Source organism: Blautia wexlerae DSM 19850, assembly GCF_025148125.1.
Taxonomy (GTDB): domain Bacteria; phylum Bacillota; class Clostridia; order Lachnospirales; family Lachnospiraceae; genus Blautia_A; species Blautia_A wexlerae.
The window spans coordinates 3,350,258-3,366,576 of the sequence record NZ_CP102267.1 but is presented as its reverse complement, the minus strand read 5'-3'; the positions used below and the strand labels follow the sequence as shown (position 1 = coordinate 3,366,576).

Sequence of the window (16,319 nt, the reverse complement as noted above, 5' to 3'; positions counted from 1 at the left end):
TCGACTGCTTTTTTCATATTCAAAATTAAAAAGAAAGGACTGAATTACGATGGAAGAATGTAGCGTATTGATTGAAACGACCAAATCAGCAGAGGATAAAACCTCTCGCTGGTTTGATTTACCCATTGATTATGAGCTGTTCCGTGACCTGCTCGGCGTGGAAGCTGACAGCAAAGATTATCAATATTGAATTTTCTGCTCTATCCGAAAAAGGAAAGAAATACTTTAATCTGGAAGCCTACGCCCATGAGCTGGAAGAAAAAGGATGTTATGCGGTCTGCAACAATGGTATGTTCAAGCTCTGATGGTGGGTATTGCTTATGGCAGATTTTATGAATACGATGAGTGAAAGGAAGTGACCGCTTATGATTGATGATATGCAAGTCTATATAGCCAATCTTGGCAAATACAACGAGGGAGAACTGGTCGGGGACTGGTTCTCTTTTCCGTTGGACGAAGAAGTGATTGCAGAACGTATCGGCTTAAATGCGGAGTACGAAGAATACGCAATCCATGATACGGACAACTTCCCGATGGAGATTAGCGAATATATCTCCATTTCGGAACTGAACCGTATCTATGAGCAGTTAGAAGAATTACCAGATTACCTGTTGGACGACTTGGACAGTTTCGTATCCTATTATGGAAGTCTGGAAGAACTGGTGGAGCATAAAGATGACATCATTCTGTATTCCGGCTGTGAAACTATGACCGATTTAGCCTACTATCTGATTGATGAAGAACAGTCACTCGGAGAAATCCTGTCCTCTTTACAGAACTATATTGACTATGAAGCCTACGGGCGTGACCTCGATATAGAGGGGACATTTATTGCAACGAACGCTGGTATCTTTGAGGTACTGCGTATAAGAACTTTACCGCCATTGATACCCACACGGTACATGAAAAAGAAATCATTCAGCTAAGATTGAACGATACCAACGGTATTGAGAATTTCGTCAAGAACTTTGCGAAAGCCTATTACTCATGGGATACCAACAAAGAAACGATTGAAGCAAGGACAACGGAAATCAGTAAATACCTTACCAAAGAATTACAGGACTTGAACGCCGATACCATCAGAACGGATATACCAACCAGTGCGACTGTTACAAATGTGCTGGTCTGGAATATAGAACAGTCTGGAACGGACGATTTTACCGTTGCCTACGAAGTAGATCAGCAGGTAAAAGAGGGAGAACAGACACAGGCAGTCACAGAAAACTACACAGTGACCGTTCATGTGGATAAGGACGGTGCAATGGTCATTACCCAGAATCCTACCCTTGCTCCGGCGGTACAGAAATCAAAGTATGAACCGAAAGCACAGAAAGCCGATGTCAGTGTCAGCTCCGATTCAGTCAAAGACGCTACCTCTTTCTTGGAAACATTCTTTAAGCTGTACCCGACAGCTACGGAAAAGGAACTTGCCTACTATGTCAAAGACGGTGTGCTTGCTCCTGTATCCGGCGACTATGTCTTTTCAGAACTGGTAAACCCTGTCTTTACCATAGACGGCGACAACCTCAAGGTCAGCGTGTCCGTAAAGTATCTGGATAACAAGTCGAAAATGACGCAAATCTCACAGTATGAGCTTGTGCTTCATAAGGACGATAACTGGAAGATTGTAGAATAAGTTTGTAAAAAATGCTAAAAGAATATCATGGTAAATAATTTATAAAAAGTTATTTACCATGACATTATTTTTGAATCAAATATTGTTCTCCCCAATTACATAGTTCATCAAGAATGGGTGTCAGTGTTTCCCCGAATTTTGTTAAAGAATACTCTGTTTTTGGAGGAACAACTGGATAAACCTTACGGTTAATAAGTCCATCTTTTTCAAGCTCTCGAAGCTGTTGAGCTAGCATTTTATCAGTCGCTTTCGGAATTAGTTTATGAATTTCATTGTACCGTAACGTTTTGTTCATTAAATGCCATAAAATAACAGCTTTATATTTTCCACCAATAAGTTGAATGGTTGCCTCAACTGGACAGCTAAAACCACAACAATTATTTCCCATAATATCTTCACTTCCTTTTTGGATAGTATATTACAAAATAGTGCGTTCTTGTATAAAAATACTATTTCAGATAGAATTATAGTACAGGTTGACCTAATATACAAGAATTAAGGAGATTTTAATATGTCATTATTAGATATTGCTAAGAAAAGATATTCTGTTAGAAAATATGAAGATAAACCAGTTGAAAAAGAAAAGTTAGAAAAAATACTTGCTTGTGCTCATGTTGCACCAACTGCGGCGAATTTACAGCCGGTTAAATTGTTAGTGGTACAGGACAAAGAGCGATTAAAAAGCATTGCTAAAGCTGGAAATATTTACAATGCTCCACTGGCAATTATCGTTTGTGCAGACCATTCAAAGGCATGGACAAGACCTTTCGATAATAAACAGACGACAGATATAGATGCTTCTATCTTAACAGATCATATGATGTTGCAGGCGACAGAATTAGGATTAGGAACTGTATGGGTATGCTTTTTTAAACCAGATGTAATCAAGAAAGAATTTCAGTTACCGGATAATTTAGAGCCTATCAATATTTTGGCTATCGGTTATGGAAAAGGTATTGCAGAAGATTCAGAACGTCATTCAGAAACACGTATTCCTATGGAAGAATTAGTTTCTTATGATTATTTATAAATTTGGACAGAGATTATAGGTTGGGACAAAAGGCTTGCGTCATACTCTATATAGTATGCTCCGCAAGCCTTATTTCCATATATTCTATTTTGTTGTAGCTTTAAAAAGTCGTTCTGTACCGCTAATTTCAGCTAAGACAATATCCGTCATTAAGTGGTTGATGAGTAATAAGCCCTAAAAGCATAGTAGCTGATTTTGATAACATATATTTCACACTCCTTGACAAATACAATGATTTAAGAAACTCTATATATAGAGTGGTATTATATTATTCTAGTTTGATTATAACACGAATATCTGGAAAATGAAAGAGAGGAGGACTGACAAATGAACAAAACAAAAGAAAGACCAACCTCACAGCCGATAACGGTAATATAGATAAATTATCTGCAATGTTATCTTGTGGTCATGCTACTGCAAGAAAGATTGGAGAACAGGCAGGAGCAAAAATTGTGATTGGACGTAGGGTTCTTTATTCGGTAGAAAAAGTTAAAAATTACCTCTCATATCTGGAAGAATAACACCCTTTTTCATTTATGTTTCTTGTGATATATGGTATAATATTTATAGGTGCGAGCTGTGAAATCAGCATAGTTGATTTCCCCTAGCGAGCGGAAGAAATTCTGTACGCTTTGGTAAGCTGATAATCATACAATAGGAAAAAAAAATCCTATCAGGTAAGGTCTAGCCAACCGCCTGTACCGAGTCCTTGGAACCGAAATGGTAACATTAGGTTTAAGCGTAGGACAGGGAGCAACAGAGCCGAAACGAAAGTGAAGTGATTGAGCTGGGAAATTATTATGAGGTTGGAAATGGTCGATGTGCTCTATTACACAGCAGACAATACTGTTATGACCGATATGGCAAGGTTATAGCGGCATCCCCCAGTCTGAGAGCTTGGCGAGGTTGATGATAAGTATGTTATCGGAACAGCTGAGATCCTGTCATTTCCTTAAAAAAGGTATGGAAACCAAAACAAAGAAATGCGTTAGGAATCCAAATGAATGGCAGGAAGTCCGACACAGCCATATTATCGCAGAAGTCTGTGAAAGCAGATGGAGAAAAGGGCTGTGCACTTTATAGCTTCAAGAACAAAGAACTATGCAGACAAAAGAGAGCTGATGAACATGGTGAATGAGTTACTTGGAATACAGTATAATATCGCAAAAGCAAACAGAACCGACAGAAAGGTTCAGAATCTTGCAGCCTACATCAATGCGGATACGCTGAGAGCAATCCATAAGACTATGGACAGAAAGAAAGCGTATGGGATTGATAAGGTGACAAAAGAGGATTACGAAAAGAATCTGGAAGAAAATCTCGCAAATCTTGTGAAAAGGATGAAAAACGGAAGCTATCGCCCGAATCCAACAAGGCGTGTTTATATTCCGAAGGAAACAAAAGGCAAAATGAGACCGCTTGGAATTTCCAGTTATGAAGATAAACTGGTGGAAAATGCGATTGCACAGATACTGGAGCAGATTTATGAACCGAAGTTTTATAATGAGAGTTTTGGATTCCGCCCGAACAGGAACTGCCATCAGGCAGTAAGGGAAATCATAGAAATGGTGCAGTATCGAAAGACAAACTATGTGGTAGAAGCAGACATTAAAGGTTTCTTTGATAATGTAGACCATGAATGGCTGATGAAGATGTTGGCACATGATATAGCAGACCGGAAATTTCTTGAGATTATAGATAAATTCCTGAAAGCCGGAGTCATGGAAAATGGCAAATATCTCGACAGCGAACGGGGAACCCCACAGGGTGGATTATGCCGAGCTCGGCATAATCCACCTTATGACGAGATAGATGTTATGCCGAGATACGTTCAGTATTCTTAGATTTTGCCAGTGTTTCTATTTGCGTAACTCGGCATAATAATTCTCTACTTTAAGGAATTTAAAAACTGTAAAAGATCTTTATCTTTGTTCCAGTCAGGAAAATCTCTTTCCTCAGTAACTTTTGGAGCAAGTGCATTTATCGCATCATTTTTCAGACGATTATCAGCTCTCACGTAAACCATCGTCGTAGAAATATCCTCATGCCCGAGGAAATCTCTGATATAGACGATATTGATACCGGCTTCCAACATATGCATTGCTTTTGAATGACGAAACATATGACAATGTACATGTTCTGGGAATGTTGCATCTTTTTGGCGGATCGCATCTACATATTTTTTTATGATATAAGAGATACCATCGCGGTCAATCTTTCGATGATAACGGTTAGTGATCAAAAAATCGGTTCCTACAGCGTATGAACGGTACCGGCTAAGATAGTTTTCGACAAGTTTTGCTGTTGCGTCTGCTATCACGACTGTACGATATTTGTTGCCTTTTCCGTGTAATCTTACGGTTGCAACAGAACCTAACGATATATCGGCTATCGTGATATCGCATAATTCCTGAACTCTGCACCCACTGTCATACAAAAGTGTCAGGATCACCCTGTGTCGGAAACCGGTATGGGAATTAACATCCGGACTGTTTATAAGTGATGACATCTGTTCCACAGTCAGGAAAGATACTTCTTTCGGTGCAGCCTTTTTTGCCCTGATCCCAGAGACATTCTGTAAAGGGGCAATGTACTCGATATGTTCCAACTGTGCATAATCACTGAATGCTTTCAATGCAGCCAGCCGTTGATTTGCTGCAGTTATACCAGCCCCGTTGTTCCGGTACCATTCCAGGAATTCAATCACCAGTTCACGTTTGAAGTCCTTGATATAAAAAGAATTCGGAGAGGTCTCTTTTTCTTCTTTTAAAAACCGAAGGAACAGTTTCAAAGTGTCTCTGTAACTGAGAATGGTATTCCTGGAATAACATCTATGATGCGGCAGATAGTCCGTTAAAAATCCTGTGACCAGACAGGCAAAATCAGTAGAATTCGTGTTCATTGATAACTGCCTCCCTGATCAGATCAGGAAAAGATTCCATCATCCGTTCTTTTATATATGGAAAACGTTCCGCCGTAAGTTTTAGATAATACGCTGTTTCCTCAAAACTTTCATGTCCAAGCATTGTACGCATATATGGAAGATACGCAATCAGGTCTTTTCCTTCATCGCTCCATTTGCGGAGAAGATTTATGCAATAAGTATGGCGGAAGTCATGGATACGGGGACCTTTTCCAGTGTGAGAGATCCCAGCCTGTTCCAGATAGCGCCTGAAATTTTTATATACATTTCCTAAAGTCATCGGTCTTCCCGGAAGCAGCATAAAGAAATATTCATCATCGGATGAATGGACATGGATATTTTCTTTTAATTCCTTGCATTTGTCTGTAAGTAAAGGATGGATGGGGACATACCGCTCTTTATGATTTTTGGCCTCGTGAATAGTGATATATCCTTCTCCGAGGTTGATATCACGGATTCTGGCAAGGCGCAGCTCTGAAACACGCATTCCACTGGTGTACAGGATACGGAAAAAGACCGGCATCACATCAGCACGATACGGGCAGGAATCCGGCACCGACTGACTTTTGTCAACTGCATCAAAAAAACTTTGAAGTTCTTCATCTGTGTAAATATGTGCATCGTATCTGCTCCTTTTCCGGGTGATCCTTTTCGGCGGAATATATGCAGGAATCCCGATATCGTTGAGATATTTGCAGAAAACCCGCATGACACTGATACGGCTCGCCTGATTTGTGACAGTTTCATAAGTCCTTTTTCTGCACCATAGGTCACAAAGCTCTTTAGAGATACGCTTTTCGGAAAGATTGTTTTCACATAAAAAGGTGTCAATGCGTCGCAAGGAGCCTGCTTCTGATTCATAAGAGAATCCAAGTGCACGTTTTAATGCTATAAGATCATGGATCTCCTCTTGAAAAATGCTGTTATAGATTTCTTTATCCATGGCAGAATTCCTCCGGTGAAAGCACACATTCGGCCAGTTTCTGCAGATCTGTCTTCAGATAAACAGCCGTTACATCAGAATCAGAGTGCCCAAGGATATCTGTAATGACCGGAAGCGGTGTCTCCATTTCCAGTAGCATGGAGCCGGCAGAATGTCTTAAGGAATGAAAGCCGGAGTGCTTTTTTGTACGCTGGTCGATACCTGCTTTCCTCATGTATCTTACAAGCTGTTGCTGCATATGGTTTTCATTGCCGATAGGATCAAATGGCGGCATATGTTTCAGGAACACCTGATCCGATTCGTAGTACTGAGGTCGCCCATTTTTGATATAATCGATCACCGCCCAGCCTACCGCATCAGGTATTGGCAGAGTTAATAGTTTATGTGTTTTATGCTGTATGAGAGACAGCTTTTTATCTTCCCAGTTAAAGTTTTGGAAACGCAGGTTTTTGATATCTCCAATCCGAAGACCAAGAACACATGCAAGAAGGATCATTGCATAGTCACGTTTTCCGATAGGGCTGTTCCGATCAATGACCGAAAGCATTGCTTTCAGTTCATCAAGTTTCCATGCAGAAGGTATTTTGGCACTTTTGGAAACAGCAGGCATATGGATCTTTTCAGCATAATCAGTGGAGAGTATTCCGATAGAATAAATAAAACGCAGAAAATGTCTGATCCCGCAAACATTCTGTTCTATGGTCTTAAAACTATACCCTGCCAGCGTTTTCAGATAAGAATTGCAAACATCCATAGTGATATTTTCTATAGTTCCAATCTTCCTCTGCTGAAGATAGTCCATAAAAGCCCTGGAAATCCCTTTATAATGTCCGATTGTACTTGCTGACAGTTCCGTAGAATTCAGAAAATCTAAATAATCCGTATATAAATTTAAATAGTACGCATTCAACGTAATAGGATTTTTTGAGGCATAGTATCTTCTGGTAAGCACCTGATGCAAACGGTAATCTTCCAGCATATGCACAACACGGAGCAATTGGACTCTCTGTTGGGAAAGCGTTCCATTATTATATTTCGTAATGAAGCCGTATTGTTTTTCGAGATATTTAAGTCCCCGTTCCATATCGTATTCGGTATTTCCGTACTCTTCCGTAAGAAAGCACTGGATCTTATTCCATTCACCTTCATAAAAGCGGATGGTTGCAGAAGAATAGTTGTTTTCCTGCAACAGTTGTTTTAGTCCTTCTGTAATCATTTCAAGATTCATGAGTTTCTGACTCCTTTCTTTTTTTATGATTACAGAATAACAAAGTGTAGCATTTTTGCTTGTATTATGCCGAGATAAATTTAAAGAAATTCCGTATTTACGCAGATAATCAGCGTTATCTCGTCATAACGTTTATCTCGTCATAAGGAAATGGAGCAAGCCCGATACTTGCAAATATATATCTGCATTATGTATTGGATAACTGGTTTGATGTAATCGTGAAGAGACAGTGTAAAGGAGAGTGTTATCTTATCCGATACTGTGATGATTTTGTCTGTTGTTTTCAGAACCAGTATGAAGCAAAAATATTTAAGCAGAGGCTGGAAGAACGCTTTGCAAAATACGGATTGGAACTGGCAGGAGAAAAGACGAAGATATTGGAATTCGGGAGGTTTGCCAGGCACAACAGAAAAGCAAGAGGAGAGAGAAAACCAGATACCCTTGACTTTCTTGGTTTCACATTTTATTGCGGAATGGACGGAAAGAGAGAGTTTTTCCGTTGTAGGGTAAAGACCAGCAAGAAGAAATTTCGCAGTAAGATAAAAGCAATGAAAGAATGGATAAAGGCACATCGAGCAATGCCATTGGAACTGATATTTAAAACAGTGAATGCAAAATTGCGGGGACATTATCAGTATTATGGAGTGACCGACAATACAAGGGAAGTGAAGAATTTCCTAGTACAGACAAAATGGTTATTGTATAAATGGCTGAATCGGAGAAGCCAGAAAAGAAGTTATACGTCGGATACCTTTTTTAATGGACTGCTTCGAACATTCCCATTGTTAGAACCAAGTATTAAGGTAAGTTTGTTTTATAGATAAAGTATGAAATATAAAGTGAAAAGCCGTATGCGTTAATAGCGCACGTACGGTTTTGCGTAGGGGTATGGGGAGTAATCCCCATATCTACTAGAGACATAACCACATAGATGTAACAATGGACGTATATAACCATGTAAGTGAGATGTCCAGAATTGAGAGTGAAATCACAAGGCTGGAAAGCGTAGCAATTAGCTGACACCAAAAATAAAAAATTGGTGTCAAAATGGTGTCAAACCAAGAAAAAGTGATGATTATAAGGAAGAAAAAGTGTTGCAAACCTCGTAAAATCAAGGTTTGCAAAAAAAATCTCAAAAAATTAGCACTCACCTCTTGACAGTGCTAACAACGTGTGTTATATTACATGCAGAACAAAGGAAACAACATATTTCTCCTTCGGGAGAGATATTTCTCATATAAGAGGAGGGTTAGCCTATGAATATCAGTAAATTTACACAGAAATCCGTACAGGCTGTCCAGGATCTGGAGAAGGTTGCTTATCAGTTTGGCAACCAGGAGATTGAAGAGGAGCATCTTTTATATGCTCTGCTGGAACAGGAAGACAGCCTGATTCTTAAACTGATTGAGAAAATGGAGATAGATAAGGATTATTTCAGAAATTCTCTGAATCAGGCACTGGATGCCAGGGTTAAGGTATCCGGCGGTGAGCTTCGTTTCGGACAGTATCTGAACAAGGCTCTGGTCAGTGCAGAGGATGAAGCCAAGGCAATGGGAGATGAATATGTCTCTGTAGAGCATTTATTCCTTGCCTTGTTGAGATATCCAAGTCCGAGCATGAAGAAACTGTTTCAGGAATTTGGCATTACTAAGGAGCGTTTCCTGCAGGCACTTTCTACAGTACGAGGCCATCAGCGTGTAGTCAGTGACAATCCAGAAGCTACTTATGATACTTTGAATAAATATGGCGAGGATTTAGTCGAAAAGGCACGTAACCAGAAGCTAGATCCTGTGATCGGACGTGATGAGGAAATCCGTAATATCATCAGAATCCTTTCACGTAAGACCAAGAACAATCCGGTGCTCATCGGTGAGCCTGGTGTAGGTAAGACTGCAGCAATCGAGGGTCTTGCACAGCGAATCGTGGCAGAGGATGTGCCGGAAGGTCTGAAGGATAAGAAGATTTTTGCCCTGGACATGGGTGCTCTGGTGGCAGGTGCCAAATACAGAGGTGAGTTTGAGGAACGTCTGAAAGCAGTCCTTGAAGAAGTAAAGAAGAGTGAAGGAAACATCATTCTTTTCATTGATGAGTTACATCTGATCGTTGGTGCAGGTAAGACTGACGGAGCCATGGATGCAAGCAATATGCTGAAGCCTATGCTTGCCAGAGGTGAGCTTCACTGTATCGGTGCAACAACTCTGGATGAGTATCGTCAGTATATTGAGAAAGATGCCGCTCTGGAACGTCGTTTCCAGCCTGTTATGGTAGATGAACCTACAGTGGAGGATACCATTTCCATCCTTCGTGGTCTGAAGGAGAGATATGAGGTCTTCCATGGTGTTAAGATCACAGACAGTGCGCTGGTTGCAGCAGCTACACTTTCACATAGATATATCACAGACCGTTTTCTTCCTGATAAGGCCATTGACCTGGTGGATGAGGCCTGTGCCCTGATCAAGACAGAGCTGGATTCCATGCCTTCAGAGCTGGATGAACAGCGCCGTAAGATCATGCAGCTGGAGATCGAGGAATCTGCACTGAAGAAAGAGACAGATAATCTGAGTAAGGAACGTCTGGAAACACTTCAGAAGGAGCTGGCAGAGCTTCGTGATACCTTTAATACACAGAAAGCACAGTGGGATAATGAGAAGCATTCTGTAGAAAAATTACAGAAGCTTCGTGAGCAGATCGAGGATGTGAATAAGCAGATCCAGAAAGCAAAACAGAATTATGATCTGGAGAAGGCTGCACAGTTACAGTACGGCGAACTTCCGAAATTACAGCAGCAGCTGGAAATCGAAGAAAAGAGTGTCAAAGAAAGTGACAGAAGTCTGGTTCATGAGGCAGTCACTGATGATGAGATCGCAAGGATCATTTCCAGATGGACCGGTATTCCTGTAACAAGACTGACAGAAGGCGAGAGAGCCAAACTCCTCACTTTGGAAGATCAGCTTCACAAGAGAGTTGTAGGTCAGGATGAAGGTGTGAAGAGGGTTACAGATGCAATCCTTCGTTCTAAAGCCGGCATCAAGGATCCGACTAAACCAATCGGTTCCTTCCTGTTCCTTGGTCCTACAGGTGTAGGTAAGACAGAGCTTGCCAAAACTCTGGCAGAGAATCTGTTTGATGATGAACAGAATATGGTCAGAATTGATATGAGTGAATACATGGAGAAGTATTCTGTATCCAAACTGATCGGAGCGCCTCCCGGATATGTAGGATATGAGGAGGGTGGCCAGCTTACTGAGGCAGTCCGCCGTAAACCATACAGTGTTGTACTTTTCGATGAGATTGAGAAGGCACATCCGGATGTGTTTAACGTACTGTTACAGGTACTGGATGATGGCCGTATCACAGATTCTCAGGGACGTACGGTTGACTTTAAGAATACAATTCTTATCATGACTTCCAACATTGGTTCTCCGTATCTGCTGGATGGTATTGATGAGAATGGTGAGATCAAACCTGAGGCTCAGAGTCAGGTTATGGATGACCTGAGAGGCCATTTCCGTCCGGAATTCCTGAACCGTCTGGATGAAATAATTATGTTCAAGCCCTTGACAAAATCCAATATTGGTAAGATAGTAGACTTGATGGTCGGCGAGCTTGACAAACGTCTTGCAGACCAGGAGCTTTCCCTGGAACTGACAGATGCAGCCAAGGATCAGGTTATCGAGAATGGCTATGACCCGGTATATGGTGCACGTCCGTTGAAGCGCTATCTGCAGAAATATGTAGAGACTCTTGCGGCGAGAAAGATTTTGTCCGGAGATGTTCACGCAGGTGATACTCTGGTGCTGGATGTTCAGAATGGGGAATTCATTGTTACGGTAAAGGACGGAAACTAAATGATACCCAAAGATCCAATGATTCTGCTGAGTTATGTAAATACTCAGCTCAGGGATTACTATGATTCCCTGGAAGCACTCTGCACATGCAGAGGATTGAAGAAAGACGAACTGGTGGCGAAGATGCATTCCATCGACTATGAGTATGATGAAGCAACCAATCAGTTCATATAAGAAATATGCGAAATGCTCTCTGACAGCGGGAATTGCTGTTGGGGAGCATTTTTCGTATTGCATATAAGAAAGATCCCTGCTTTAATTGCTCAAAAGTGATAAACTGCGGAGCAGTTATTGGGTCATGTGTTTCAAAATCAGTACAATCTTAAAAAATAGATAAGGCAGTACAAAAAAATGTCAGTAATAAAGATTAAATCGTTAAAATATAAACGAAAATAATCAGGGAATATGTAAAAAATGTATAAAAAAACAGGAAATAAAGTATAAATATTCACTATCCACACAATTGATTTTTGTATGCTGTATGATATAATTGCATCTGTAAAAAACAAGCGCATATTAAATAGGAAGAAACACATATATGAAAAAAATCTCCTGAATGATAATCGCGCTGTACGAAAATACAATATGGAGGTGGCAGTTTTGAAAAAGTTGGTGACCGTACTGGGTGCTTTTTTTGCAGTTCTTCTGGCTTGTCCGTTGAGTGTATTTGCGGCAGAAGGCAGTAAAGCACCATCTACAGTACCTGTATGGCTTTGCATTCCCTTTGCAGGGCTTTTGTTATGTATTGCAGTGATGCCTCTGGTAAAAGCGGAGTGGTGGGAGTCTCATCAGCCACTGGTTGTTGCCTTATGGATCATTCTGATGGTGGTTCCATTTGCTTTCGTTTATGGAGCCGGAAAGACTGCAGAGACAGTTCTGGACTGTATTGTGAATGATTATCTTACATTCATCATTCTGTTATTCGGCCTGTTCTGCGTATCAGGTAATATTACCATGGAGGGTGATTTCGCAGGTTCCCCCCGTGTTAATGTAGGTCTGCTTGCACTGGGAACTCTTCTGGCAAGCTGTATCGGTACCACCGGTGCCAGTATGCTGATGGTACGTCCGGTAATTAAAATGAATTCATGGAGAAAGAGAAAAGGACATATTATGATCTTCTTTATCTTCATGGTTTCCAATATGGGTGGATGTCTTACCCCGATTGGAGATCCGCCGCTGTTAATGGGATTTATGCGAGGTGTTCCTTTCTTCTGGAGCCTGCATCTGTTCCCTGTGCTGATCTTTAATATGGTCATACTGCTATTTGCATTTTATCAGATCGATAAACGTTCCTACAGAAAGGATATTGCAAATGGCCGTAAACCGGATATCCGTAAACCGGGTACTCAGTTCCGTCTGGATGGACTGCACAATATCATCTTCCTTGTGATGATCGTTGGCGCGGTAATCTTAAGCGGTGTACTTCCGGGAATGTCCGCATTCCAGGATGCAGCAGGCAATGTAAGAGGCATTCATCTCTTTGGAGAAGTAACCCTGACATTCCCGGCTCTGATCGAAATCGTGATCATTCTGCTTGCTGCTTTTCTTTCCTTTAAGACAACAGATAAGCAGATCCGTATCAGAAACCATTTTACCTGGGGCGCGATCCAGGAAGTTGCAGTTTTATTCATTGGTATCTTTATTACCATGCAGCCTGCACTGATGCTTCTGAAAGCAGTAGGACCAAATCTTGGAATCACCAAGCCTGCAGAGATGTTCTGGGCAACAGGTGCACTTTCCAGTTTTCTGGATAACACACCGACTTATCTGGTATTCCTTACAACAGCAGGAACATTGGCATTTACCAATGGAATCACAACCACACTGGGAACTGTACCGACCAAGGTTCTGTCCGCAATTTCCTGCGGTGCAGTATTCATGGGTGCTAACACTTATATCGGAAACGCCCCGAACTTTATGGTAAAGGCAATCTCTGATGAGAATGGTGTGAAGATGCCGTCATTTTTCGGATATATGCTGTGGTCTGTGGCATTTCTGGTTCCGGTGTTTATTATCGATATGTTTGTATTCTTTTTATAAGGAGGGAGGATCATTATGCAGGACAATCAGGAAAAATGTAAAGAACTTGCAATACGCATTTATAACCTGGACGAAGAAGTTTATAAATGTGTGGGTTCCTCTCTGGGACGTACATTTACAGGACAAAAAGAAACAACTCTCCGTCATCTGGCAGCACTGATGTATACCAAGCCGGACGGACATCTGCTCAGAAGTGAACTGGCGCTGATCAGTAACATGGCCCGTACCATCAGGGATAAGAGCGAGAGAAGACGTCTTATGATAGAGTATGACAGTATTCTGAAAGAGATTGAAAGTCTTCCGGATACATTTGGACAGACAGATATTGTAGATAAAGAACGTATCAGTCTGAATAATCTGATCGCAAGACGCCAGAATGAGATTTCCGAAAATGATCATCTGATCATCTGTATCAGCCGTACACAGGGAAGTGGCGGTAATGATATCGGATTTGAACTGGCAGATCAGCTTCAGATCAACTATTATGATGCAGAGATCTTTGATCAGGTTATGAAGCGTCTGCAGGCAGATAAAAGTGTAGTCAGTGATACAGGTAATTTTGAGAAATTTGATAAATACAGAAAGAAAAAACATACAGATCTGAAAACCTGGTTCAGGGAATTCAACCGTTATCACGGACTTCCGAAACAGGATGCGGTTTTCTTCAACATGAGTGATCTGATCTGTGAACTGGCAAAAAGTGAAGACTGTGTGATTATGGGGCGCTGTGCAGACACGATTCTTAAGAATAATCACATTCCTCATATCAGCCTGTTTATCAGTGCTCCCTTCCAGGTTCGTGTGCAGCACGTTATGGATATCCGTAATATGAATTTGAAACAGGCAGTACGTTTTCTGAAGCAGATGGATAAGCAGCATAAGAAATATTATGAATTTTATACCGGTGAGAAATGGGGAAAACCGGAGAATTATGATTTGTGCATCAACAGTGCCAACTATGGACTGAAGGATACAATTGAGCTGATCCGGAGAATGCTGGATCAGAAGGTTCACTGATCAGAGGGAGATTTATCTGTCTGATTTAACCGAATCGAGTAAATAGCGGAGCGGATTGCAAATATCCGCCTGACAAAGAAAATAAGCTCTGTGGATAAAAGAAAAATCCACAGAGCTTATTTTTTGCCAAGTCCAGGCAGATATTTGTAAGCAGCAAAGCAATCTGGGAATGCCCGGCGCTTGCTGTAAACGACTTTGATTTTAACGCCAGTTGAATGTACTCATACCATAAACATAGATAAAGGCAATTATAATCGGAAGTACAAACCGGAAGAGTGGTTTCATCCACTTCTGTACCTTTAAGCCCTTACCTGTATTGGCCTCTCTGATAAAGTTATCCCATCCCCAGCCGAACTTATTACAGCAGAAGAGTGCAAGGATGAGAGAGCCAAGGGGTAAAATATTGTTGGAAACAATAAAATCCCAGAAATCAAGCCAGGTAGTTCCTTCGGCAAATGGCTGGAAGTGGAAAACGCTGAAACCAAGGGCTGTGGTAAGTGCCAGAAGAAAGACACCTGTGCCGCAGACCACGCTGCCTTTTGGACGAGACCAGCCGGTAAGCTCACGTATCATTGCCAGAATGTTTTCGCACACTCCCAGAACTGTTGACATGGCTGCGAATACCATGAACAGGAAGAATAAGGAACCCCAGATGCGACCTCCGGACATGTTGTTAAAAACTGCTGCCATTGTATCAAACAGAAGGCTCGGACCTGCGTTTACTTCCAGATTAAAGGTAAAGCATGCAGGGAAAATAATAACTCCTGCCAGAAAAGCAACCAGTGTGTCCAGTGTGATCACATGAATAGCTTCCCCCATCAGAGAATGCTCTTTGCCAATATAGCTGCCAAAGATAGCCATGCCACCCATACCTGTAGATAAAGTAAAGAATGCCTGGTTCATTGCCCCTACGATCACCGAACCATCAATCTTTGAGAAATCCGGTTTCAGATAAAAGGTCATTCCCTCACCAGAGCCTTTCAGAAAAAGACTGTGTACAGCGAGAGCAAGCATCAGTACCAGCAGTGCAGACATCATATATTTTGTCACACGCTCCAGTCCTCCCTGAAGATTGAAGGAAAGGATGAAAAATGCAATGACTACAGTGACCAGTAAGAAGAATACATTCACAGAGGGAGAGGAGATCATGGCTGAAAATCCCAGTGAACCATTTTTACCTCTGAGAAACTGTACAAAATAATAAATGATCCAGCCGCAGACAACAGTGTAAAATGCCATCAGGGCAATGTTGCCAAGCAGACAGAACCAACCGAAAATCCCCCATTTCTGTCCTGGCTTTTCCAGCTTACGGTACATGAAAAGGGGACTTGTCTGAGCCGCTCTTCCGATGGAAAATTCCAACACAAGAGCCGGGATTCCCAGGATGACCAGACACAGAAGATAGATCAGCATAAAGCTGCCGCCGCCATTTTGCCCGCACATCCACGGGAATTTCCACACATTTCCGCAGCCAATGGCGCAGCCGGCGGAAAGCATAATGAAGCCAAGCCGGCTTCCAAGCTGTTCACGTTTCATAAGATAACGCTCCCTTCAGAAGTTCATATAAGGGATATTATAAGATAAAAAACAATATTTGTAAAATTGATTGTTTTGTTGTATGTTATTGAAAATATCGTTTGTATAAGAAAAATAA

General features: G+C 41.3%; 13 protein-coding genes and 2 pseudogenes. 10 read left to right on the top strand and 5 right to left on the bottom strand.

Annotation, left to right across the window (positions count from 1 at the left end; all coding sequences use genetic code 11):
• Positions 1-113 precede the first annotated feature (113 nt).
• From NQ550_RS15665 to NQ550_RS15655, 3 genes and pseudogenes are all read left to right on the top strand, one after another.
• A complete protein-coding gene (locus NQ550_RS15665; protein WP_259838010.1) occupies positions 114-305 on the top strand; it encodes an antirestriction protein ArdA in 192 nt (63 codons plus the stop codon).
• A 60-nt stretch (positions 306-365) separates the two neighbouring features.
• A pseudogene (locus NQ550_RS15660) lies at positions 366-860 on the top strand (antirestriction protein ArdA); the annotation flags it as partial.
• A gap of 5 nt (positions 861-865) precedes the next feature.
• Positions 866-1,636 (top strand): annotated as a pseudogene (locus NQ550_RS15655) (conjugal transfer protein); the annotation flags it as partial.
• Positions 1,637-1,700: 64 nt separating this feature from the next.
• Here the strand turns inward: NQ550_RS15655 and NQ550_RS15650 are convergent.
• Positions 1,701-2,024, bottom strand: a complete 324-nt coding sequence (locus NQ550_RS15650) for a winged helix-turn-helix transcriptional regulator (protein ID WP_025579182.1) — start codon at positions 2,022-2,024, stop codon at positions 1,701-1,703.
• A 123-nt stretch (positions 2,025-2,147) separates the two neighbouring features.
• On the opposite strand from NQ550_RS15650, the gene NQ550_RS15645 reads away from it, so the two are divergent.
• On the top strand, positions 2,148-2,666 hold the full coding sequence (locus NQ550_RS15645) for a nitroreductase family protein (RefSeq protein ID WP_025579184.1): 519 nt from the start codon (positions 2,148-2,150) through the stop codon (positions 2,664-2,666).
• Between the two features lie 1,055 nt (positions 2,667-3,721).
• A complete protein-coding gene (locus NQ550_RS15640) occupies positions 3,722-4,510 on the top strand; it encodes a reverse transcriptase domain-containing protein (protein WP_259838006.1) in 789 nt (262 codons plus the stop codon).
• A 44-nt stretch (positions 4,511-4,554) separates the two neighbouring features.
• On the opposite strand, the gene NQ550_RS15635 is transcribed toward NQ550_RS15640, so the two are convergent.
• Genes NQ550_RS15635 through NQ550_RS15625 form a run of 3 tightly spaced genes read right to left on the bottom strand, consistent with a single transcriptional unit; the run spans position 4,555 to position 7,760 of the window.
• Positions 4,555-5,568, bottom strand: a complete 1,014-nt coding sequence (locus NQ550_RS15635) for a site-specific integrase (RefSeq protein WP_021922144.1) — start codon at positions 5,566-5,568, stop codon at positions 4,555-4,557.
• Positions 5,549-6,532, bottom strand: a complete 984-nt coding sequence (locus NQ550_RS15630) for a tyrosine-type recombinase/integrase (protein ID WP_021922143.1) — start codon at positions 6,530-6,532, stop codon at positions 5,549-5,551. Before NQ550_RS15630 ends, NQ550_RS15635 begins: the two co-directional genes overlap by 20 nt.
• Positions 6,525-7,760 (bottom strand): site-specific integrase, encoded by a 1,236-nt coding sequence (locus NQ550_RS15625; RefSeq protein ID WP_021922142.1) that lies wholly within the window; start codon positions 7,758-7,760, stop codon positions 6,525-6,527. The genes NQ550_RS15630 and NQ550_RS15625 overlap by 8 nt, the downstream gene beginning before the upstream one ends.
• 194 nt (positions 7,761-7,954) lie before the next feature.
• On the opposite strand from NQ550_RS15625, the gene NQ550_RS15620 reads away from it, so the two are divergent.
• From NQ550_RS15620 to NQ550_RS15600, 5 genes are all read left to right on the top strand, one after another.
• Entirely contained in the window at positions 7,955-8,584 is a 630-nt protein-coding gene (locus NQ550_RS15620) for a reverse transcriptase domain-containing protein (RefSeq protein ID WP_055154370.1), read from the top strand.
• Positions 8,585-9,016: 432 nt separating this feature from the next.
• Positions 9,017-11,608 carry an ATP-dependent chaperone ClpB gene (clpB, locus tag NQ550_RS15615; protein WP_025580805.1) on the top strand — a complete coding sequence of 864 codons (2,592 nt, stop codon included), beginning with the start codon at positions 9,017-9,019 and terminating at the stop codon, positions 11,606-11,608.
• Positions 11,609-11,782, top strand: coding sequence for a DUF4250 domain-containing protein (locus tag NQ550_RS15610; RefSeq protein ID WP_008706656.1), 174 nt, complete (start codon positions 11,609-11,611; stop codon positions 11,780-11,782).
• 426 nt (positions 11,783-12,208) lie between these two features.
• The gene (locus NQ550_RS15605; RefSeq protein ID WP_025580804.1) at positions 12,209-13,648 is read left to right on the top strand and encodes a sodium:proton antiporter; all 1,440 of its coding nucleotides are present in this window, start codon (positions 12,209-12,211) and stop codon (positions 13,646-13,648) included.
• Between the two features lie 15 nt (positions 13,649-13,663).
• Positions 13,664-14,665, top strand: a complete 1,002-nt coding sequence (locus NQ550_RS15600; RefSeq protein WP_025580802.1) for a cytidylate kinase-like family protein — start codon at positions 13,664-13,666, stop codon at positions 14,663-14,665.
• A 201-nt stretch (positions 14,666-14,866) separates the two neighbouring features.
• On the opposite strand, the gene NQ550_RS15595 is transcribed toward NQ550_RS15600, so the two are convergent.
• Positions 14,867-16,201, bottom strand: coding sequence for a sodium-dependent transporter (locus tag NQ550_RS15595; RefSeq protein WP_025580801.1), 1,335 nt, complete (start codon positions 16,199-16,201; stop codon positions 14,867-14,869).
• Positions 16,202-16,319 lie beyond the last annotated feature (118 nt).

What these genes read in the sequence shown, in the direction of transcription:
- NQ550_RS15650 (WP_025579182.1), bottom strand. Translation starts at nt 2,024, where the DNA reads ATGGGAAATAATTGTTGTGGTTTTAGCTGTCCAGTTGAGGCAACCATT.
- NQ550_RS15645 (WP_025579184.1), top strand. Translation starts at nt 2,148, where the DNA reads ATGTCATTATTAGATATTGCTAAGAAAAGATATTCTGTTAGAAAATAT.
- NQ550_RS15640 (WP_259838006.1), top strand. Translation starts at nt 3,722, where the DNA reads ATGGAGAAAAGGGCTGTGCACTTTATAGCTTCAAGAACAAAGAACTAT.
- NQ550_RS15635 (WP_021922144.1), bottom strand. Translation starts at nt 5,568, where the DNA reads ATGAACACGAATTCTACTGATTTTGCCTGTCTGGTCACAGGATTTTTA.
- NQ550_RS15630 (WP_021922143.1), bottom strand. Translation starts at nt 6,532, where the DNA reads ATGGATAAAGAAATCTATAACAGCATTTTTCAAGAGGAGATCCATGAT.
- NQ550_RS15625 (WP_021922142.1), bottom strand. Translation starts at nt 7,760, where the DNA reads ATGAATCTTGAAATGATTACAGAAGGACTAAAACAACTGTTGCAGGAA.
- clpB (WP_025580805.1), top strand. Translation starts at nt 9,017, where the DNA reads ATGAATATCAGTAAATTTACACAGAAATCCGTACAGGCTGTCCAGGAT.
- NQ550_RS15610 (WP_008706656.1), top strand. Translation starts at nt 11,609, where the DNA reads ATGATACCCAAAGATCCAATGATTCTGCTGAGTTATGTAAATACTCAG.
- NQ550_RS15600 (WP_025580802.1), top strand. Translation starts at nt 13,664, where the DNA reads ATGCAGGACAATCAGGAAAAATGTAAAGAACTTGCAATACGCATTTAT.
- NQ550_RS15595 (WP_025580801.1), bottom strand. Translation starts at nt 16,201, where the DNA reads ATGAAACGTGAACAGCTTGGAAGCCGGCTTGGCTTCATTATGCTTTCC.